Below are 21,626 nucleotides of genomic sequence, written 5' to 3'. Positions count from 1 at the left end.
ACCTGTGCTTGTCAAGCTTTTCTTGCCGAAAGCCTTGGCCAAGATGACCGTGTTACCGTGGCGACTAAAACATGCATCGCATCCTTATAGTTGACGAAGACGAACATTTGCTCTGGGCGCTTGAGAAGAACCTGTTCCCAGAACGCGACGACCTGCACGTGCTGACCGCGTCGGACGGCGAAGCGGGCATGGAAATCCTGAAGGGCGGCGATATTGACCTGCTCGTCTCGGATATCAAAATGCCCGGAAAGGTCGACGGTTTCCAGTTAATTCTGCGGGCCAAAGAGATCGCCCCGGAGGCCCGGGTCGTCATCATGACGACCTTTGGGTCCGGGCGCATCGAGAGCTTCGCCGATCGCATGGGTATCACTCACTATATTGAGAAGCCATTTAATATCAGTGAGTTGAGGAGTATGGCGCTGGACATCTTCGATGAAGGTGAAGGCTTCCAGGGCATGCTGTCGGACCTGGAGCTCACCGATATCATCCAGATGCTCTGTTTGGCCAAGCGCAGCACGCTGCTGCATTTAAAGCATCGCGACCACCGCGGCAAGATCGTGTTTGACCGCGGCGAGCTGGTGCACGCGGAGTTCGACACCCTGGAGGGGCCGGTGGCGGTCTATCGCATGTTGGCGCTTCGCCAGGGCGATATCTTCATGGAGTCCGACGCCGACTATCACACCCGCACCATCCGGATGGGCTGGCAGGACCTGTTGCTCGAGGCGGTGCGCCGCGACGATGAGGCCCGCCTGGCCGAGGCGACCCGCGCCCGCGAGAAGGAAGAGTCCTCCCAGGACAACATTCCCTTCGCGAGCTTCCATACCAGCGAATCCGCAGAGATCGATACGAATCAAAGCGAGCTCGGCGACCGCGCCACCTCGCCGGGGCTTGGCGACGCCGCGTCGGTTGACACCAACACCTCGAAGAACCCGCGCATCGGCGGCGCTCCGAGTTTCGAGCAAGAGGACGAAGACGCGTTTCCTCCCGGGGCGCACACCGATCGCTTAAACGGGGACTCCTTCTTCACCGAAGCAGAGCTTCAAGAGATCAGCATGGCCAGCTCGGTGGCGATGGAGGATTCAGGGGCGTTCGACCAGGTCTCTCAGGGCTTCGATGACGCCGATGAGGCGCCGGTTTCGGGGCGCAGCGAGCATCCGTGGCGCGGGCCGCATTCCAGCGCGCAGATTCCTGCGGTGCTCGTGGACTCGGACGATGACGACGCCGACGAGGAAGCGCTCATTCAGGGCTTGATGCGCGATGGCGGCGAGGCGGTCGATGCGCCGGCGCCGCTGGCCGAGCAACCCCGCGTGACTCAGGAAGCGATCGTGGCGCCGCAAGCCGCGGTGGCGCCGCAGCCCGCGCAATCTGTGGGCGTGTTGGCGACCTTAGAGGACTTCGTCACCGATTGCGCACGACTTCGCGCCACCGGGCTCACCGGCCCCGGCCTGGTGCCGGAGGCAAACTTCGTGGAGACCTCACGCGCGGGCAGTCGCGACCCCGCGCTGATGTCGCAGCGCATGCTCGACATCGTCGATTGCGCGCATCGGGTGGCGAATTCCTTGAGCGCGTCGAGCAGCGTGAACGGGCTTCAACTGACCTTTGAGGATGCCTATGTCGTCATTCGCCGGGTCGGCGGGGCGGGGCATTTTCATTTCGCGCTCGTCGAGCGAGACGCCAGCCTCGGGGTGGTGCTCGTGGTGATGCGCCAATTCGCCCCTCGCCTGGAGGCCGCGTTGCAGGCGACGGTTTAGCGCCGCCGGCGCGCCGCGTCTTTCACTATACCTACGGTTGAATGTCACCGGAATGATTCGTCCCTCGAACCTGCGAAAAGCCCATGTCTGACCTGTTTAGTGTTCTCGAAGAACTCGCCGCTCAACTGCCCGGGTGCAAAATGGCCAGCATCGTCGACCTTCAGTCGGGGATGCAATTGGCGAGCGTTGCGGGCGCGCTGAGCGCGCAGGCGGCGGGCGCAGACGCGTATCAAAGCGAGCTCTATCGTCGCATTGACGGCCTCGTCGAGGTGCTCGGCACCGAGGGCGCCCCCGAGGTTGTGGTGATGGAATGTGACCAGACCACCTTCGTGTCCGAGTTGATCGGGCAGAGCGGGTATTTTTGGCATATCGCGACCGACGTCAGCACGACGCTCGGGTTCACACAGGCGATTATGCGCAAGTTTCGCGCGCGCGTGACTGACAGCGTGCACGAGCTGACCGGCATGGGTTAAGCTGCGGTGCTGGGCTTTTGATAAAATACGAGGGGTGAGCAGGGACTAGGCGAGGGGTATCGGACGATACCCCTCTTTTTTAGCTCAGGAAGTGGTCGCCGGAGGTCAGCGGCAGGCGCACGACCACCGTCGTGCCGCGCATGCCGGAGCCGTCGAAGGACCACTCACCGCCGACCCGCTGCAGGATCTCACTGGCGTGAGTGAGCCCCAGGCCAAGGTGGCCGGATTTGGTCGAAAAGAAGGGGTCTTCGCAGCGGTCGCGGTCGGCGCGGGTTAAGCCCGGCCCGGAGTCTTTGACCCGAAACTCCACCATATTCTCATCGATCTGGGTGATATCGATGCGCACCGGGTCATTGTTGAGCGTGGCCTCCAGGGCGTTGGTGACCACGGGCAGGAGCACGCCCTCGAGCAAGCTGGCCGCGATAAACGCTTCTTCGTCGGCGTAGCGCACGGTGCAGCGAATCGGGACCTTTCCGTTGCTCCAGACCGACAAGATATCGGCCATCTCGAGCACGCGAAGCGGCTGGTCGGAGGCGGGGCCAAAGAGGTTGACCATGGAGGTCTTGCCCATTTTTGCCAGGGCTGCGCGCAAGCCGTCGAGCCCCATGACGATGCGCACGCCGGTTTCTTCGGCGGCGTCGGGCACATCGCGCAGCACCTCGGCCAGGGCGCGAATGCCGGCGAGTTTTTGACTTAAAAATTCCGACACGGTGGTCTGGACGTCGTGGAGAATCTCGCGGCGAACCCGGCGCCGCTCCCACTCATAGCCCTGGATCACCGCGCTCTCGTCGGTGATATAGAAGGTCGACGCGCGCGCGCGCTGCGACGCCGACGCGGCCGGCAAGCCCCAATAGCGAAAGCCTTTGATCCCGCCCAGGCACCCGTTCACCGCGACATGGTATTCGATCACCCCGTTGGCCCGGCGCACCACGCGCGCGAAGCTCATATAGGGCGGATCATCGGGGTCAAAGAGATGATAGATGGAGGGGGCAGAGCGATGGTCGAGCTCCAGGATTTCGTAGAAAAATGCTGGAGCTTCGACGATTCGGCCGTCTGGCCCGAGGACCAGGAGGCCCCCCGGGAATGGATTTCGTGGTTTTGAAGTCAAAGTCTCATCGTCCGACTGGCCATCAGTGGTCTTGCGAATAAGCTCAGAATTATCGCGGCCTGCGGGCAAAATCAATCGTAATAAAAGGTCAGGCCCACGCTCGCGGTCTGAAAGCTCGAAGACCAGGTGCCGTTATTCTGCGGATTGCCCGGCGGCGTTCCCTGGGGGCTGCAATATTCGTTGTCATAATCCGGGCCCTTACAGTCGGCCAGGGGGACCTGCTGGTGGACTTTGCCATTCTTGACCACGCGGTCCGGTGAGAAGACGTGCTGGTAGGCCAGGTCGAGGTCCAGCATATCGAAGAGGCGAAACGTCACGCCCAGCCCGCTGGCGAAGCGGTCCCAGGAGACGAAGTCGACGTTGGTATACTCATTGCTCTGGGCGCCTGTCTCGTAATAGCCGCCGGCGTGGCCGCTGAGCCATTCGTTGATGGCGTAGCTGCCGCCGAGGCGAAAGCTATAGGTGTCCTTGTAGTTTTTGACCTGATAGAGCGTGCCGAGGTCAATCTCGGCGCCGCCGAGCAGAAGTTGGCCGCGCGGGTCGATCTTGAAATGCTCCAGGCGCGACCAGTCTTCCCACACCATATTGAACTCGATGTCGTAGCGCGGCAGCTCCGGGTCGCCGGGGTGCACGCCGCCCTCGTAGGCGATACCCGCCCGCAGATTGCCGGCCTGCGCGGTCGCCAGCGTCAGGCGGTCATCGGTCAACTCGCCGAGGCCGGTGGAGGGCGCCGGCGTCATCGACACGGTGCCCTCGGCTTCCCAGTCGATGGGCAGCCGGTAGGAGAGCGCGGCGCGCCAACCCTGGAAATCATAGGCAACGCCGAAGGTGCCGGTCATGGCCAGATCGCTGAGGGATTTGCCGTAAAAGATGGCGTCGTTGCTCGGGTCTTCGAGCTTCTCCTCGCCCGGGATGCCGTGGACGGCCAGGATGAAGTCGGCGTCCAAATAGGTCAGCATGCCGGTGGCGCCGATGCTCAACTCGCCGCCTCCCACCTCGAAGGTATAACCGGCGCCCAGCGAACCCAGGACCTCGATCATGCTCGAGTTAACCATCATATACCGCGCGGCGGCGTCCACGCCGTTCGGGTCGGCGGTGCGCACCTTGCATTCGCCGTCCTTGACCTCGCCGTAGCAACGCCCGCCGTAGCCGCTCGGGCCGAAGAGACCCAGGCCGGCCGCGAAGTTTTTGATGCCGAAGTCGTAGCTCAGGCTCAAGAAGGGCGCCGGGAAGAAGCCCGCTTCGTTGGTGACCGGGTCAAATTCGATGACCTGCTCGTTTCGCTTGCCCGCGTTTCGAATCAACGGGTCGCGTTGAAAGTCGATGTTGAGGTTGACGAAGTTGACGTTAACCAGCGCCTGGAAGCCGCGCGCGCGTGGAAGCAGCGCCGGGTTAAAGTAGAGGGCGCTTGGGTCGCGTTTATTCACCACGCCGGTACCGCCTCGGGCCACGGATTTGGTCGTATTCTCGGGGATCTCGAACCCGCCGGCCTGCACCGATTGGGTGCCCGCGACGGTGAGCAATAGCGCGGTCGCTGCGCCAGTGAGTGCGCGCAGACGGCGAGATGAGAGCGGGTTATGAAAGGGATAGCCTCTGGACTGATCGGCTTGGTTCACGAGAAGGCCTCAAAAATAATATTGTATATTAGAGCAAATGGTACTGAGCAATTTGGACGGCGACCTATTTATTATCGCCGGTTTTCTTCTCCGCATCGGGGGCGTCGGATTCGGTCTCGGGCGACTCGTCGTCGGCTTGCTGCGCCGCCGGCGCATCCAAGCCATTTGCGTCGGAGGCCTCTGAGCCAATCTCGTCGGGCCCGGCCTCGGAGATGGTGGTGGTGCCTGCGGGTTCCTCGGGCTCGGAGGTATTCGCGTGCGCGTCACTCGGGGCCGGCGCGATTTTGACCAGGCGTTGCTCATGGGCAGCCAGCAGGTCGTCGAGGCGCTGGCGCTCATCGCGCAGCGAGGCGATCTGCTTCTCGAGCTCTTTGGCCCGATCCGGCACCTCAAGCTCGGCCAACTCGTCGAGGGTATTCCCCTCGGGATTCTTGCCAATGCTGGCGATCTTGAAGACCTGCGTTGTCTCCTCGCGCCAGGTTGAGCCGGGTGTCGCTGGTTGCGGGGGCGCGCCCCACTCGCCGCCGGACTCCCGCGCGTGGATCGTGTTCACCAGGTGATTGATATAATCGTCGCGCTCGATAAGCGCCGCGCGGGTGTGGTGTTGGAGCGTGTCGAGCTCATGGCGAATCTGGCGATAATGCTCGCTGATCTTATCGCGATAAGACTCAAGGGCGTCGTTCTGGAAAAGCGCGGCGGCGCTGGGGAAGTTGCGCACCGGGTCCGGCATCGTCGGGCGCGGGCGCACACCGGTGGGCGCGTCGTCCAGCGGATGCTCATAGCCCTTGGGGGTGCTGATATACTCCTGGGTGGTGCGAACGTCCGGGCCCAGGTCCGGGTGGTCCAAGACCTCATCGAAGACCGAGGTTTCGCCGCCCAGCGACTGGCGAGATTGAAGGTTCTCAATCACCTGGCTGAGCCGCTCCATGATATTATAATAGGGCAGGCGAATCTCGGCGGCCGGGGGCGGCGCCAGGTCTGCAGCCCCGCAAAAGAAGAGCTCCACGCCCCCCACACTATTCTGGTCGAGCAGGAGTTGATCGTCGGTTGGCAGCCACTGTCCGCCCGTGTCGTCCGCCGGTGGGGTGTCGCCTTCGGTACGCAAGACCCCCGCGCGATACCCCTCGGGGAGGTGTCGGTGGGTCTTGAGCGCGGCGTCGCTTGCGCTTTTGGGGGATTGCGGCTCGAAAAGATAGCTGAGGTGCGGGCGCTGGACGAGGTTAAAGACCGTCTCGAAATGCGCCGAAAACTCGCCGATCTGAGGCACGCGCTCGCTCGCCTGATTCAGCGTGATCTGATTGCTCGGGCTGTCGTAGCCGTAGCGCGGCAGCAGCGACTCCATGCCGACGATCTTGGTGCGCTCCAGCGCGCAGATATATTCGCCGTTATCCTTGAGCACCCGCCGCACCTCCAGCAGGAGGTTGTGGTCGGTGACCGGTGATGAGGGGTCCAGGCAGACCACGATGTCGAAGGAGTCATCCTCGAATTCGAGGCTTTCCCAGAACATCACGTGAAAATCCAGGCCGATTTTGTCGTGTTTGATGCGGGCCAGATCGACCACTTCGGGGCGATGGTCGACCCCGCGTACGGACTCGGCGCCCATCTCCAATAAGAGAGAGGAGCCAATGCCGGTGCCGCAGCCAATGTCGAGGATGCGTTTGCCGCGAACGCGGTCACCGAGGAGAAGATAGCGAGGAATCAGGGCGTGCCATTCCCCGCCAAGGGTATGCGTGCCGAAATATCGATTCATGGGCATTGAGCACTGCAGGAGTCATCGGGGCGCCCGTGCCAGGAGAGAACGGCGCAGATTTGCGCGGTTCAAGATAACAATGAAGAGCAGTCGGGAGCGGGCGCGCCCACTAAATTTTAAGGAATCGGCCAACCGCCGATCGGGTCGCCCGATTATAGGCAGACGCGATGATTTTTGGCAATCAACGCCGCTGCGCCGCGGGCAAGCGCGCCGGGGCCGGCGTGGCCCTCAAAAACGCAGGCCCCACTCGGCGCGGTAGCGAAGCCAACGGTAGGTCAGCCAGGTGGTCGCCGGGATGCCGGCGAGCAAGAAGTAGGGGGAGAAGAGCACAAATAGCATCGTCAGGGCGGCCGAGCCGGCGGCCGCCATGCCCTTTTTACGGGCGGTTTGTTTGGTCAATTCAGTGCGTCGCATAAAACTCTCCTTCGAATAATCTGGGCGTTTCTATTTGGATAATTGAGGCATGTTAGGGCGCTGCCATCGCCCGACCAGCCCGATCAATGGGACATAGTATCTCTACGCATTGTCAGTACCGCGTGGTTCGCGTCAAGGTGCAGGGGCGCCCAAGGTGGCCTAATAACGGCGCCGCGGCCGGCGAATATTCCCCGGCGTGGCCGCGGCCGACAACCGCCGATGACGCCCGCGCAGCGTTGCCTATCCAGGGCCGCATAGGTGGCGCGAATTGACAATATTCGGCTGCGGATGCAAGGTCGCCGAAGGCAAGCTTGGCTGCGGCGACGACCGCGGTCAAGCTGGAATAAATATCCCCAGATAATGGCGCCCTTTAACGTAGATTAAGGAATTAAAATGGTCATGGAACGAGTCGCTGTGCAAGCGCTAAAATTGCTCCCCAAGAACTTCGTGAGTCGCGCGTTCGGCGCCGTCTCCGACGTCGAATTCCCGGCGCCTTTTCAGACGACCGTCAATCGGGTCTTCGCCGATCTCGTGGGCGCCGATTTGAGCGAGTCCGAGCAAGAGCCCAACGCGTATCCCAGCCTGAACTCCTTCTTTACCCGCAAGCTTCGCGATGGCGTGCGCCCGGTGAGCACCGACGACCCGTCGGCCGCGGTCAGCCCGGTCGACGGCGTGTTGAGCAATTTCGGCCCGATCGTCAATGACACGCTGATTCAGGCCAAAGGGCGCGAGTATCGGCTCGGCGACCTGGTCGACAGCGGCGCCCAGCGCAAGGTCTTTGAGGGCGGTCACTACGCGACCATCTATCTTTCCCCGCGCGATTATCACCGGATCCACAGCCCCACCAGCGGCAGCGTCACCCGCGTCAGCTATATCCCGGGGCATCTGTTCCCGGTGAACTCCCTGGCGGTGCGCAATATCGACGAGCTCTTCGCGGTCAACGAGCGACTCATCTCCTATATGGAGAACCCGAAGATGGGGCGGGTCGGCGTGGTGAAGGTGGGCGCGACCTGTGTCGGGCGCATCGGCGTGTCCTTTCACGAAGTCGAGACCAATCTTAAATTTCGCCGCCGCCGTGAGATCGAGATGGAGACGCCCATCGAGGTCGCCCATGGCGACGAGCTCGGCCTCTTTAACCTCGGCTCGACCGTCATCGTCCTCATTGAGCACCCGGACTTCCAATTCGACCCGACGCTGACTCAGGGCCAGCATCTTAAGATGGGGCAATTCCTCGGCGAAATAGTGAGCTGATCGCGCTCTAGGCCCTCGCGCAGACCGGGTTCGGATAACTTGTCGATCGCGCGGGGGTGCGCTACACTTTGTCGGTATTCAAGTCGTCTTTTTGACCGATGAAGTCAGTATGAAAACGCTGTTAATTGGCGCATCGAACTCAGGCATCCCATGCTTCGGCGGGTTTTACCCCGCGCGCGCATGGGTTGTCCCGATGGATGATCATTTTTTCAACACTCGTCCCGCGTGCGAGCGAGGAGCCTAAATCTGTGACGAAGTCCGTGGATGAAAGTGCAGCGCCGGGGAATGGGTTAGGCGAAAAGAGTGAAGTTATTGAACTTACCGACGAGGTAGAGTCCAATCGAGGTGCCTCGAGTTTAGAGCCCCCGGTTGAGCCGCGCCCCGACGCGCACCAAGATGGCGACGACGAAGTTATGGAAGACGAATTTGACGCTTTAACCCGTGAGATGCCCGAGTTCCGCGTCCCCGACACCATCGGCGACGCCGACGGTGGCGTGGCTTCTGGCGACGCGCCGGGCGCGGCGATTATTTCGGGTCGACGTCGGACCAATGTTGCCAACGCGGGTGACGATAGTGCCGAGAGCGCGGCTGTCTCGGGCGACTCCGAGCCGCAGGGCGATGCCCCGGCATCCACAGGCTTGGAAGAGGCCCAATTCGATGCGTCTCAGCTTGACGCCTCGCAATTCGATGCTTCCCAGTTGGACGACTCACAGCTCGACGCATCTCAGGAAGATGACTCCCGAGAGGGCGGGTCCGCATCTGACGGGCGCGAGCGCGTCTTCGGCGGTGAGACACTTCAACTCACGGCGGTAAGCCGCGACGAGATGGAGCGTCACTATTTTAGTGAGCGCCTCCGAGAGGCCGTGGTGCTCGACGACCATCGCTTCGCGCCGGATGTGCTGATCGCACCGCCGCGGCTTTTGACCTTTGAATGGCAAGATGGCGGCCCCCTAAGGCGCGCGCGACTCGCCGCCCCGCATCATGATGCCGGCCTCGACGCGACCTCCGAGCCCCTTGACCTGGCGGCCGACGCGGTAGTCCCGCTCGACGCGCCGCATGATTCTGAGGCGCAAGCCCCGTTTGATGGAACCGCCACGATCCGGGAGATCACCTCGCTCGATGACCTCGACGAGAATCGAGAGATTCATGACTTCGACGAAGATGACCTGCCGGAGTTGGACCCGGATTCGATCGAAATGGAGCTCGAAGAGCCCAGCGATGTCGACCCTCTCGACCCAACCCCGCCGCCCCAGCCGGCCGGCGCGCGCTCGGGACCTCCTCCCAAATTGCCGTCCACCAGTGCGCCGCTGGCCGACAGCGGCGAGCCCGCGCCCGAAACAGAGTTGGGCGGGTTGCTCCAGGAGATTCTGGAGGACACCTCGGACGCCGGGCAGGCCTCAACTTCGGGCTCGCATCCGGCGCAGAGCCGGCAAAAACGCGCGCGCAATCGACCGCGCTCCCCGCGCGATACCTGGTTTCAGAAGGTCTTTACCGACGAATATTTCCGCACGCTACCCAGCGATATTCACCGCCAAACCCGCCGTGAAGCGGACTTTATCGAGGCTTCGTTGAACCTGCAGGAGGGCGACCGATTGCTCGACCTGGCCTGCGGTTTCGGGCGCCATTCCATCGAGTTGTCGCGGCGCGGCCATGAAGTCGTCGGCCTCGACCTGTCGATGCATATGCTCCAAAAAGCGCTCAACGAGGGGCAACGCCAGGGGTTGTCGATCAAGTTTATCCACGGCGATATGCGCGACCTGCAATTTGAGGGCATCTTTAGCGATTGCCTCTTATGGCAGACCTCGTTTGGCTTCTTCGACGACCAGACGAATTTCCGGGTGCTGCGCGGGATTCACCGCGCGCTTCGCCCGGGCGGCGAGTTGCTGATCGAGGTGGTTAACCGCGACCATATCGCGTCGCGCATGCCGCATCGGCTCTGGTGGGAGGGCGTGAATTGCGTCTTCCTCGAAGAGGTCGACCTCGACCATCGCACCAGCGTGCTGCATACCAAGCGCTCCTTTATCTACGAAGATGGGACGCCGCCGCTTGAGCAGAGTTTTTATATTCGTCTCTACTCGCCCCACGAGCTGCGTCATTTGCTGCACGCCGCCGGATTCACGGTGCTCGAGCTCAGCGGCGAGCTGCACCATCGCGGTCAATTCCTCGGGGCGGCGAGCACGCGGGTCGTGATGCGCGCCAAGAAGCGCGGGCCTCAGCAGGGCGCTCCGCAGCAATAGAACACGCGCCTTTCCCGCGGCGATTCGGCTTCGGGGGAGGCGCTCCGCCCACCTAAAAAACCGCCGCCGTCCCGGATTTGCCTCGTAGAGGTTTCCAGGACGGCGGCGGTTTTTGGGTTCGGCGATTTGGCGTTGAGGCTTAGTCCTCGTCGCGCACCGAGATATCGTCGACCTTGGTCAACGCGATCAAGCCGCTCTCGGAGTTGACGAATTGCTGGGACATCTTGCGATAATCACCCTCAAATACGTGCGCTTCGCCGACCTTGGTCTTCGACTTTTTGAAGAAGTCACGCTCGAAGCCAACGACCATTAATTCTTTCTCGGCGCTCGACTCATCTTTGATGATGAAGTGAGGCTCGGGGCAGAAGGTGTTGGCTTTTTTGGCCTTCTTCGGGTCGCAATCGCCCAAGATCTGGGTGACCACGCCTTTGACGCGCACCGGCTTGTCCAGGTGTTTATCCTGGTATTGGATAAGCCCCTCGACGCGCAGGGTTCCGTCTTGATTGGTCTCGGCGATATTAAACGCGGAGGCCGGGGGCGGCGACGGAAGGTCGACCTGGGCCGGCGGAAGATTCGGATCGACCTCCTCCGTCGGCTTCTCGGATTCCTCGGAGCTACACGCCATCGCGAAGCACAGCAGCAGGGTAAACGCTCCGATTAAAACGCGGCGGCTAAAGCCTGGTTTAGCAAAGGTATTCATCTCAACACTCATTGCGCGATCTCCTTGAGTTAAGGCATTTGCGGGGCGCAAATTATTTGCGCGCGGGCTCGGCGCTGATGCTCACGCCTTTCCATTCCTGGTTATTGATCGCGTTGATGATGTCATAAAAATACGACTGAAGCACCTGTACAAAACTATAACTGCTCTGCACCGAGATATCGGCGAAGTCCTCGGTGTCGAAGCCGGACATATAGCAGATCATTTCGAGCAACTCTTTGGAGTCTTCGACGTGATCGCGGCCGACATTGAGGTACATCTTCGAGGTGTCAAACGTCGGCGTCGACGCGGTCGACGCCGCGCTGCCCGAGCTGCGCTCATTGCGGCGGCTACGCTTATTGCCGCGGCTGCGCTTGTTGTCCCGGGTGCTCTTGCTGCTTCGGCTCCCACGGCTGCGCTTGCTGCTCTTGCTTCCGCGGCTGCTCTTGCTGCTCTTGCTTCCGCGGCTGCGCTTGCTGCTTTTGCTGCTCTTGCTTCCGCCGCTGCTTCGCTTGCGGCGACGGCTTCGATTTCCGCGGGATTCCTCGGCGTCTTCGACCGGCTGGCGGCGGCGCGCGCCGGTGGAGCGTCGTTTGCTCGCCGACGGCTCCTCGGGGGTGTCGACTTCCGGGGTGACCGTGCTGACTGATGACGAAGACGGGGTCGTGGTCTTCGCGCCTCTGGAGCGCCGTCGGCGGCGACGGCGCGGTTCGTTCGACTCTGTTTCGGTCTTCGCTTCGGTTTTGGTTTCCGACTTCGTTTCGGCGTGGGCCTTGCTCGAGCGACGGCTTGAGGACGAAGACTTCGACCGGCTCTTGCGGTTGGACCGGCGCTTCGACCGCCCGCTCTCGGAGGCCTCTGGCGTCGGGGCTTTCGCCGGTGCCGCTTCTTCTTTGGGCTCGACGGCTTCGGGCGTCTTCGCAGGCGCGGCTTTTTCGGCGGCGTCTTTCTTGGGCTCGGCTTTTGCCGGCGCAACCAGCGGCGCGCGTCCGGTGACGATATCGGCGATCTTCGGGTCGCGAAGGACCATATCAGCCAGCGCAAGAAGCTTGGCGAGCACGGAGTCAAGCTCGGGCTCCGCCCCCGGATTCTCGGCGTGCGCGCTCAGCAGTGTGGTCGCGAGCGCGAGGGTTGCTTCACCAGAGACGTCTTTCATCGCCATGACGTCGCTGACCAGCGAGTCGAGTCGGTCCACGGCCTGGGCCTGCTGGACCTCTTTGTCGGTCGGCAATTGGCGCTGCTCGATCTCGATATCGTAGAGCGACATGATGTCGAAATGCGTGGCCATCTCGGCCGGGGCGAGCAGGGTGATGGCGCGTCCCTTTTTGCCGGCGCGTCCGGTGCGACCGGTGCGGTGAACATAGGTCTCGGCCGAGCTCGGCAGCGTGTAGTTAATCACGTGCGTGAGGTCGGTGATGTCGATGCCGCGCGCGGCGACGTCGGTGGCCACGATGAAGTCGACGGTGCCGTTTCGCAGCTCCGCCAGTGTGGCTTCGCGTTGGTTCTGCGGCAGATCGCCGTTGAGCACTTTCGCGCGGTATCCGGCTTGCTGCAGGTATTCGGTGACCTCGAAGGTGTCATTTCGCGTGTTGCAGAAAATGATCGCGCTATCGGGGCGCTCGAATTGAATCACGCGCACCAGATCGCGTTTTCGACCCATGCCGGCGACGCGGTAGTAGAGGTGCGTGACCGCGGCTGCGGCGACCTGGTCGCCCGACAGCGAGATATATTCGGGATAATAGAGCATGCCCTTGGCGAGGGCCTGAATTTCGGAGTTGACCGTCGCGGAGAACAGCAGCGACTGGCGTTCCTTCGGCAGGAAGTCGACGATCGCGTTGAGCTCCTCGCGGAAGCCCATCGACAGCATTTCGTCGGCCTCGTCGAGGCAGAAGATGCGCAGGGTGCTCAGGTCGATATCGCCGCGCTTGGCCAGGTCCAGGAGTCGCCCGGGGGTCGCGGTGACGATCTGGGCGGTCTTAAGCGCCTCAAGCTGGGTCTCGTAGGATGCGCCGCCGTAAATCGCGGTGGCCGACAATTCCTTATACTGACCAAGGCGCTCGAACTCTGCCGCGCTCTGTTTGGCCAATTCGCGCGTGGGCGCGAGCACCAGGACTTCGATGCGGCCCGGGTTCGCCTCGAGCATATCGGTGGCGGGCACCGCAAAGGCGGCGGTTTTTCCCGAACCCGTATGCGATTGCACGATCAGATCAATGCCGGCCAGGATCAGCGGAATCGACTCCGCCTGGACTGGGGTGGGGCGCTTATAGCCCACGGTGCGCAGGGCCTTGAGCATCTCTTCGCTCAAGAAAAAATCTTCAAAGGACTTCTCGACGGTCTCTACCATGCTCTCACATTCGCGATTAGGTCATAGATCATTAGAAAGTGCTATTTGGTGGACATCTAGTGTGCGCCCATCGTTTTGGAGGGCGCGGATTGAGACGATGGCAGCTGGCCCAATTATCTGGGGCCCGAGAGTGGGGCGGCATTCGCGTGTAATGCGCCTGGTTTGATTGCGTTCTCGGGGCGTTGTGCCCAACTGCGTCCGTTAAATAACACCTATACTTTGCTGTAGCGTGTGACGAGGCCTGACCAGGCGTTTTGCTAGAACGCGCCCGAAATGACTAATACGGGCGTCAATCCCTTGGTTATTAAGTCAGTGGTCAGGACCCGGCAATTGCTGCACACATTCAATGACGTTCATGGCTGCGAACTGGCTGGTTATCGCGCGGGTACTCAATCAAAACGTGGCGACCCGGCAGTTAGACCCATGAGTGTCAGCCATTCAATATAGGAACTGCGCCCACCGCGCAAGCGCAAGCAATACGCGGCCCGGGCTGAGGGGGCGGGGGCGAGGTGTGCGGGCTGCCTGACACAACCGGGGAGGGAGCGGTGAATCGATTGACGGGCTCGGCCGGGCGCTTATTAATCACTCGCCACCTTTCTGGCTGCGCGCGGCGTTGCCACGCTCGGGCCCGCTCGATAAGGTGCGCTATCTTCGCGTTTCATTTTCCGAACATTCAAATATTGAGGGCAACGATGAGTCATTCCAATACAGCAGCCTTTCCGGTCCAAAACCCATCCTGGGAGCTCGATAGTATCTTTGGCGGCGGGGTCGATTCCCAGGCGTTTGAGGACGCCGTCCAGGGGCTCGAGCGCGATCTCGGGAAGATGCTCGACGCGCTTGAGTCGCTGGGTGCGATCAGCGGCGGCGCCGGACTCTCGGCCCAGGGCCTCGACGATTGGGCGGCGTTTTTGGCGCAGCTTGAGACCTTGTCCGATCAGGCGCGCGAGGCCGGGGCCTGGGCCGGTTGTATGTCGGTGACTCACACCGATAACCCGCGCGCGCTGCTCCTGCCGTCCAGGCTAAATGACGTGCGCGCGCGGATGGCGACGCTCTGGGTCGGCATCGAAGCGCAGTTTCGCGGGATTGAGGACGCGGTCTTTGCGCGCTTCACCGAGCATCCGAAGCTCGCTCATTGCGGGCTGTTTTTGCGCGAATTGCGCCGCGACGCCAATGGCAAGATGGACCCGGAACTCGAGCGGCTCGCCGTTGAGTTAAACCGGGACGGTCTGCACACCTGGGGGCAATTATACGACCAGATCAGCGCGCAAATCGAAGTCGAGATCGGGGAGGGCGAAGACGCCAAGAAGATGTCGGTGGGCCAGGCGAGTAACCTTTTTTCGGACGCGGACCCCGCGAAGCGAAAGCGCGCGTTTGAGGGATTGCAAAAGGCCTGGGGCGCCCAGTCTACGACGCTCGCCACGACGCTCAACGCGATTGTCGGATCGGAGCGCACGCTCTATACCCGCCGCGGGGGCGATGAGTTGAGCGATGCGCTCAATAATAACCGGGTCGAGCGACAGACCATCGAGGCGATGATGGAGGCGGCCGATGCCTTCCGCCCCCTGCTTATCGATTATATGCAGACCAAGTCGAAGGCCCTGGGCCTCGACGAGGGCATGGCCTGGTACGACCGCGAGGCGCCGCTTGGGAAGCTCGATAATAAGAAGATCTCCTATGTCGAAGCGCAGGAGTTTATCGTGGAGCAGGCGCAGAAGTTCTCCGCGCCGATGGGTGAGTTTTACCGCCGGGCGCTGGCGAATCGCTGGGTCGAGGTCGAAGACCGACCCGGCAAGGCCCAAGGCGGCTTTTGTACCGGGATGCCGGTGTCCAAGGAAATCCGCATCTTTATGACCTACGGGGGCACCGCCTCGGGCGTGCAGACCCTGGCTCACGAGCTGGGCCACGCTTATCATGGGTGGCTGATGCGCGACCTGGGCGCGTTTGAGCGCCGGGTTCCGATGGGGCTCGCCGAGACGGCCAGCACCCTGTCGGAGGCTTTGGTGGAGTCGGCGGCGCTTGCGCGCGTCGAGGGCGACCAGAAGTTGCGCCTGCTTGACGAGCGACTTCAGCGAGCCACCGCGTTTTTGATTAATATCCCGGCACGCTTTCGCCTCGAGCGGGCGATGCACGCCGAGCGGGCGACGGGCGAATTGAACGCCGAGAAGCTCACCGAGATGACCACCGAGATCTTCGGCAAAGCCTACGGCGCGGGGCTGACCTCGGTCGACCCGACCTTCTGGGCCTCGAAGCTGCATTTTTATATCACGCGCGAACCCTTTTATAATTTCCCCTATACCTTCGGATATCTCTTCTCCAAGGCGGTCTATGAGCGCGCCCAGGCAGAAGGGCCGAGCTATGCGGGCGTGGTCGACCAATTATTGGTCGACACCGGGCGCCTCACGGCCGAGGAGATCGGGCGACGCTATCTGGACGCCGATTTGGGCGACAGCGCGTTCTGGCGCGCCGCCGCGCAATCGCTGCACGAGGACGTGCGCGAGTTCAAGCAATTGCTCGGCGTGTGATATGATTTTGGGAGCGCTGAATATTTATCGAAAGACATGCCCTCTGGGGCCTCCAATATCGTTATTTGCAGCAGTAGAATGGGGTAGATTGAGATGAGCACACCAAATAATCAGAATCAGCAATATAACCAGCCGGCTCCGGGCGTCCCGATGGGCCAGGGCCAAAAGAAGAAGAGCGGCCTACCCTGCGGGCTGATCGCCGCAGGTTGCGGCTGCCTCACGCTTATCCTGCTCGTCGCGCTGGGCGTCGGGGGCTTCTTTATGTACTCGACGGTCTCCTCGGAGGTCGGCGGGATCACGGAGTTGATCGAGACGATTTCGGACGGCCCGACCGGCGACGCCGCCAAGAAGAGTAAGAGCCAGACGACAACGCGCGGGAAGAAGGGCGACAAGGGGGCTGTGCAGGAGGCGAAAGACGAGATGGAGGCCGCCATCTCTCCCGAGAAAATTCGCTCCTATATGAAGACGCCGCTTACCAAGAAGGATATCCGCGAGCAGCAGAAATTCTTAAGTGAATGGGAGAAGAACCCGGTTCAGCAGGAGTATGTGAAGTCGCTGGAGAACGTGGAGAAGCTCAAAAAAGAGCAAGAGGGCAAGGAGGGCTCGATCACCGGGAACCTGAGAAACGTGAACGCGGGCGCGAAGATTCTCAACTCCATGAACAAGGTCACGACGGCGTTCGACGAGCATATTCGCAAGAGCGGGGGCTACGAAAAATACTATAGCCGGGTGATTCGCATCGGCGGGGTGGTCGCCGCGTCGCAGACCGTGGTGGGGGCGAATAAGAAGCTTAAGGACCCCGACTCCGACGCGGTCGCCAAGCAGATGCTTAAGGAGCGCCCGGAGATCGCGAATGAGTATCGTAAGAATTTCGAGGACGCGAAAAAGGAGATCGCTCAGGCGAAAAAGTCCGGAACCGAGAGCGCCGGCGCCGGCGCGGCTGCGCTGATGTCGCTGGCACAGGGGCCCGGCACCGTCGCCTTGGCGCGGATGCCCGAGCAGTCCTTTAAGACCTGGGCTGCGCTGTCGACAAAGGAGCGAAAGGCGGTGCGCGACTCCATGCAGCCCAAGGCCGGATATGGCGGGTGGTTTGGCTTGTTTTCGGTCAATCCGGCCGCGCTGCTCGTCAGCGCGACGATGTCTGAGTTGCAGGAATTATCCGAAGACTAATGCGCTCGCCTCGCCGAGCGTTCCGGGGCGCCGCTGGGCCCCGGAATGTTTTGACGTCGCTGGTGTTTTGTCTGCAACTGATGTGCTACGAGCACAAAATAGCAACGCGTAACGATTTTTAATTCGACATAAAGCCGACGGATTGGAGAGAAAGCAGTGTCTTCAAAGAACTATACCATCGCCATGATTGGGGCCGGCCCCGCCGCCCTGTATTCCACCGACAAGCTCGTCAATGCCGGGCATAATGTTGTGATTATTAACCGCGATATTAAGCCTGGGGGCTTGGCTGAGTTCGGGATTTATCCCAATAAATATAAGATGAAACGCGGCCTGCGCACGATCTTTCGAAAGATTCTGTCGAACCCGCGCGTCACCTATTTGGGCAACGTGAGTGTTGGGCAAGACGCCGATATCAGCATCGACGAGATCCGCGAGATGGGCTTTGACGCCATCGTCGTGGCGGTCGGCGCCCAGGGGACGAAATGGCTCGGTCTTGAGGGCGAGGATGCCGAGTCGGTCTTTCACGCCAAGGATCTGGTCTACCACTATAATGCGCTGCCGCCCTATAGCGAGCGGGAGTTCGCCATTGGGGAGAATGTCTGCGTCATCGGGCTGGGTAATGTCAGCCTGGACATCGTGCATTGGCTCGCCTGCGAGAAGAAGGTCGAGCGCGTCACTTCGGTCGCGCGGCGCGGCCCCGCCGAGCGAAAGACCACGCGCAAAGAGTTGCGCCTGGTCAGCGGGGCGCTCGACGTCGAGCAATTGCGCGCCGAATTCGACACGATTACGCCCAGCATGGTCGGCGTCGGCCAGGAGCCCGAGAAGGTCTTCGGCGAGCTGACCCGCTTTGCCGGAACCCCGCTGGAGACCGAGTCTGACACCAAATTCAATATGCGCTTCTTCCGCACCCCCAGCCGCATCGAGCGCGACGCGAGCGGTGAGGTGACCGGGCTTGTCTGCAAGAAGACCCGCCTGGTTCCCCGCGAAGATGGCGGCACCCAGCTCGAAACCCTCGAAGAAGAGGAGGTGCTTCCCTGCGATACGGTGGTCTTCGCCATCGGCGATAGCATCGAGCCCTCGCTCGGACTGCCGCTGGATTCGCGCTGGAGTAGCAGCTTCGCCACGGTGGTTGAGCCCTGGGAGGCGCACCCGGATCGCCCGCGCTATATGGTCGCCGACCCTACCCAAAACCAGCCGTTGTGGGGGACATTCGTCATCGGTTGGGCGCGCGAGGCCTCCGACGGGCTCGTTGGCAAGGCCAAGGCCGACGGTGAGCAAGGTTGCGACGAGATCCTGGCCTACCTCGACGGTGAGTTTGAGAAGGGGCCGGAATCGGAGCTTGAGACCCCCGAAATCCTGGAGAATCTGCTTAATTTTCTGGCCAGCCGCCAGATTCAGGTTGTCGATTATGACAATGTCCGCCAGATTGAAGCGGTCGAGCAGCAGAGAGCCGAGGAGCTAGAGCTCGAAGAGTTTAAGTTCTCCACCCAAAAAGACATGCTCGAGATGGTCTATCCGCCCGGCGCGTGATGCGCGCGCGGCTTATCGACGACGCTCAACCTTTATTTTATCGTCTCCAGAGAAGATCCCCGATGACTCAAAATACGCTATTTTCCCGTGTCCGTTTGACCGCTTTTGTGCTCGTCGGGGCCGTCTCACTGTTTTCCGTGGGTTGCGCGTCGAGCTCGACCGCGGAGCGCGACGCGGCCGACGAGCGGGTCTCTGGCCAGCCGCCGTCGGCTGATGAAGATGTGCGGCGCGGACTGCCGCGCGGGCCCGATGTGCTGACCGGCTCAACCGGCGCGGCGGCTCAACCGTCCGCCAGCGGCCAGGCCGAGGTGTCGGCTGACGCGTCGGTGACGCGTGCCGAGCTCAAGCAATTTATCCTCAAAGGGCCGTCGTTTCCGCTCTCAATGGTCGAGGTCGAGCCGGCACGCGAGGGGTCGAAATTTGTCGGATACCGCGTCATCGCCATTTCGCCGGTCGCGCAACCCACGCTGCAAGGGCGCCTGGGCAAAGGTGATATCATCACCCATCTTAACGGCGTGCGCGTCGAGAAGCCCGACGATTATCTTAACGCCTGGAAGTTGTTGGCGGGTATCACGACCGTGCGCATCGACTTTGTGCGCGACGGCCAAGCCAGTTACTCGGCCTGGCAGGTTCAGTAGGAGCCCGCTAGTTCGGTCATTTCGCCTCGCCCATTGGGTTTCTAAGAATGCACTCAAATCATCTGCAAATCTTGGGGCTGGGCCAGACGCGCGCGTCGCAGAGTGGGTTGTGGGCGCTTCTGATCGGCGGGCTCGGCCTGTCGCTGTGGGCGCAGGTTTTTTATTTGCCGCTGAGCGACGAGTTACGCTTCGCCGAGCCGAGCATGCTGCGGATGCTGGCGTATCTTGCGCCGCTGGCGGCGTTGTTGGTCGGCGGGATTTTGCGGGCGGGGTTTCTGACCCTACTCGCGTTTACCGTGGCGTTTGTGCCCGGGATTCTGTGGCTCTCACCGTCGGCGCTCAGCGCGATTGAGCAGCCCTGGAGTATGGTGCGCATCGGGGTGACCCTGGCGGCCTATGTCGCGACGGCCGCGGCCGGCGTCGGGCCGACGCAGACGCTCGGGCGGCGCATCGATGGGGCAGAATCTGCCGTGTCGAAGCCGCAACCCACCCGGCGGGTCGACGGGGTCTATCCTTTCTATTTCGCGCTGCGCGGGTTGCTGCTGTTCGCGTTATTATTCGTCATTCAATACGCGATTTTTAGGGACCCGGTGGTCGCCCAAAAATTGGCGCAGTCCTATCCGACGCGCCCCGAGGCGGCGGCCACCTTTATCGGCATCTTTTCGTTTTTTGCCTGGTGCGTGGCGGCTTATTCGCTATTTTTTGTGCCGCTGATGAATCTCGAATACGCCGCCCGCCGGCTTGAGCGCGAGGTCAACGCAACCCTGGAGACGCCCGGGCGCGCGCGGCGCCTGCGGGTCGCGCTCTGGGGCGGGTTGGCGATTTTGGCGAGCGCGACTGGTTGGTTTTTGAATTTTGTCATTTAAGCAGGCATGGCTATGAGAGCGTTGATCTACGAAATTCTGGGCCTGATATTCGTCGCCAGCACGATGGTCTTTTTTTACCAATGCATCATGTTCCTGGCCGAGAAGGATTATATCGCCGGTTTCGCGACGCTTGCCATCGGTTTTATCGTGCTGCGCGGCGGGATTGAGATGGGGAAGATGGCGCTGCTGTTGCGCCGGGAGCGATCGGCATGAGTTGGAATTATCGCAGGGTTTTTTCGGCCGGGGTTGGTGTCGCGATTTGGGCGAGCCTTGTGGGCTGTGCGGACTCTGGCGGCGGGCATCCTTCGGTGGAGGCGGCGTTTCTGGACTTGCAGTCCAAGCCGGTGAGCGCGGTCGTCGCCGAGGTCGACGGGCGCCCGATCTCCGCCGAGGAGCTCAGCGCGTCGCAACGCGTCGGGGACGCCAGCGGCGCAACGCTCGAGCAATTGCTCGAGCGAGAGTTGCTCGTCGCTGAGGCCGTCAAGCGTAAATATCACACGCGCCCGACGCTGCAGCACGCGCGCAAACAGGCGATGGTCCAGCAGTTATTGGCCCAGGAGGTTGAGGGGCCGGTGAAGGTCGACACGCTCGACGCGGATGCGCTCAAAAAGGCAGAAGACGCCTTGCGCCAGCAGGTGGGGCATCCGCCGGGGCTGCAAGCCTCGCATATTCTGGTGAGCGTGCCGCCAGACGCCCAAAAGGACGCGGCCAAAGAAGATGTTGAGAAGTGGTTCGCGCAGGCCAAAGAGTGGCTGGCGGTGTTGCGCGACGACCTGCCGGACCGGCCGACCATCCCCGACCTCTACGAGGTTCGGGCCCGGTATCGGGACGAGCTTCCGAAGCCGCTTGAGATTCACGTGAACGCCCATCTTATGTTTCCCATCGACGCGTACCTGGCCGATGAGAAGGGTGCCGCCGACGCGCCCCAATACGGTCGCGCGCTGCCCGAGACCTGGCGGCCGGTGGTGCCCGAGTTCGGCCAGGCCGCGACGGATATGGCGCGCGCGGATAACTTCGGGCAGCTCTCGGACCCGGTAAAATCCAACTTCGGCTGGCATCTGCTGATGGCCGAGAAGCTCTATCCGGCCGCGTTGCCCGATGAGCAGCAATTGAGCGAGGTCGCCCGCGCCCAGGTCGAGCGCCAGGCGCGGCATAAGGAGCTCGTCGCGCGCATGACTGAATGGATGGAAGACGCCTCGGTGCAGACCTTTCCGCAGGTCATCTCCGAGGCGCATGATACCCAGAATTAACGCGCCCGC

At 61.8% G+C, this 21,626-nt stretch carries 17 protein-coding genes; 11 read left to right on the top strand and 6 right to left on the bottom strand.

Annotated features, from left to right (window positions below; genetic code table 11):
- Nucleotides 1-71 precede the first annotated feature (71 nt).
- Together DN745_RS08760 and DN745_RS08755 are read left to right on the top strand one after the other, a co-directional pair.
- The gene (locus tag DN745_RS08760; RefSeq protein WP_111334025.1) at nucleotides 72-1,751 is read left to right on the top strand and encodes a DUF4388 domain-containing protein; all 1,680 of its coding nucleotides are present in this window, start codon (nucleotides 72-74) and stop codon (nucleotides 1,749-1,751) included.
- Between the two features lie 83 nt (nucleotides 1,752-1,834).
- A complete protein-coding gene (locus DN745_RS08755) occupies nucleotides 1,835-2,224 on the top strand; it encodes a hypothetical protein (protein ID WP_111334023.1) in 390 nt (129 codons plus the stop codon).
- A 79-nt stretch (nucleotides 2,225-2,303) separates the two neighbouring features.
- On the opposite strand, the gene DN745_RS08750 is transcribed toward DN745_RS08755, so the two are convergent.
- From DN745_RS08750 to DN745_RS08735, 4 genes are all read right to left on the bottom strand, one after another.
- Nucleotides 2,304-3,332 (bottom strand): sensor histidine kinase, encoded by a 1,029-nt coding sequence (locus tag DN745_RS08750; RefSeq protein ID WP_133622001.1) that lies wholly within the window; start codon nucleotides 3,330-3,332, stop codon nucleotides 2,304-2,306.
- 71 nt (nucleotides 3,333-3,403) lie between these two features.
- Entirely contained in the window at nucleotides 3,404-4,948 is a 1,545-nt protein-coding gene (locus DN745_RS08745; RefSeq protein WP_111334019.1) for an OmpP1/FadL family transporter, read from the bottom strand.
- Nucleotides 4,949-5,012: 64 nt separating this feature from the next.
- Entirely contained in the window at nucleotides 5,013-6,704 is a 1,692-nt protein-coding gene (locus DN745_RS08740) for a methyltransferase domain-containing protein (RefSeq protein ID WP_111334017.1), read from the bottom strand.
- 222 nt (nucleotides 6,705-6,926) lie between these two features.
- On the bottom strand, nucleotides 6,927-7,112 hold the full coding sequence (locus tag DN745_RS08735) for a hypothetical protein (RefSeq protein ID WP_111334015.1): 186 nt from the start codon (nucleotides 7,110-7,112) through the stop codon (nucleotides 6,927-6,929).
- Between the two features lie 393 nt (nucleotides 7,113-7,505).
- Between DN745_RS08735 and asd the strand changes: the two genes are divergently transcribed.
- Together asd and DN745_RS08725 are read left to right on the top strand one after the other, a co-directional pair.
- Nucleotides 7,506-8,363 (top strand): archaetidylserine decarboxylase, encoded by an 858-nt coding sequence (asd, locus tag DN745_RS08730; RefSeq protein ID WP_111334013.1) that lies wholly within the window; start codon nucleotides 7,506-7,508, stop codon nucleotides 8,361-8,363.
- Nucleotides 8,364-8,776: 413 nt separating this feature from the next.
- Complete coding sequence (locus tag DN745_RS08725) at nucleotides 8,777-10,600, top strand: class I SAM-dependent methyltransferase (RefSeq protein ID WP_162687557.1); 1,824 nt, start codon at nucleotides 8,777-8,779, stop codon at nucleotides 10,598-10,600.
- 139 nt (nucleotides 10,601-10,739) lie between these two features.
- Here DN745_RS08725 and DN745_RS08720 read toward each other — a convergent pair whose 3' ends face one another.
- Together DN745_RS08720 and DN745_RS08715 are read right to left on the bottom strand one after the other, a co-directional pair.
- Nucleotides 10,740-11,312, bottom strand: coding sequence for a hypothetical protein (locus DN745_RS08720; RefSeq protein WP_111334009.1), 573 nt, complete (start codon nucleotides 11,310-11,312; stop codon nucleotides 10,740-10,742).
- 40 nt (nucleotides 11,313-11,352) lie between these two features.
- Nucleotides 11,353-13,641, bottom strand: coding sequence for a DEAD/DEAH box helicase (locus tag DN745_RS08715; protein WP_111334008.1), 2,289 nt, complete (start codon nucleotides 13,639-13,641; stop codon nucleotides 11,353-11,355).
- A 692-nt stretch (nucleotides 13,642-14,333) separates the two neighbouring features.
- Here DN745_RS08715 and DN745_RS08710 point away from each other — a divergent pair.
- From DN745_RS08710 to DN745_RS08680, 7 genes are all read left to right on the top strand, one after another.
- On the top strand, nucleotides 14,334-16,163 hold the full coding sequence (locus DN745_RS08710) for a M3 family oligoendopeptidase (protein WP_111334006.1): 1,830 nt from the start codon (nucleotides 14,334-14,336) through the stop codon (nucleotides 16,161-16,163).
- 93 nt (nucleotides 16,164-16,256) lie between these two features.
- Nucleotides 16,257-17,333, top strand: a complete 1,077-nt coding sequence (locus tag DN745_RS08705; RefSeq protein ID WP_111334004.1) for a hypothetical protein — start codon at nucleotides 16,257-16,259, stop codon at nucleotides 17,331-17,333.
- A gap of 156 nt (nucleotides 17,334-17,489) precedes the next feature.
- Nucleotides 17,490-18,863, top strand: coding sequence for an FAD-dependent oxidoreductase (locus DN745_RS08700; RefSeq protein WP_111334002.1), 1,374 nt, complete (start codon nucleotides 17,490-17,492; stop codon nucleotides 18,861-18,863).
- Between the two features lie 62 nt (nucleotides 18,864-18,925).
- Entirely contained in the window at nucleotides 18,926-19,501 is a 576-nt protein-coding gene (locus DN745_RS08695) for a hypothetical protein (protein ID WP_111334001.1), read from the top strand.
- Between the two features lie 47 nt (nucleotides 19,502-19,548).
- Nucleotides 19,549-20,367, top strand: coding sequence for a hypothetical protein (locus tag DN745_RS08690; RefSeq protein WP_111333999.1), 819 nt, complete (start codon nucleotides 19,549-19,551; stop codon nucleotides 20,365-20,367).
- Nucleotides 20,368-20,373: 6 nt separating this feature from the next.
- A complete protein-coding gene (locus tag DN745_RS08685) occupies nucleotides 20,374-20,580 on the top strand; it encodes a hypothetical protein (protein ID WP_162687556.1) in 207 nt (68 codons plus the stop codon).
- Entirely contained in the window at nucleotides 20,577-21,617 is a 1,041-nt protein-coding gene (locus tag DN745_RS08680) for a hypothetical protein (protein WP_111333996.1), read from the top strand. The genes DN745_RS08685 and DN745_RS08680 overlap by 4 nt, the downstream gene beginning before the upstream one ends.
- Nucleotides 21,618-21,626: the final 9 nt, after the last annotated feature.

The organism is Bradymonas sediminis, assembly GCF_003258315.1.
GTDB lineage: Bacteria > Myxococcota_A > Bradymonadia > Bradymonadales > Bradymonadaceae > Bradymonas > Bradymonas sediminis.
The sequence above is the reverse complement of the archived record's forward strand: the minus strand, read 5'-3'. Positions and strand labels throughout refer to the sequence as shown.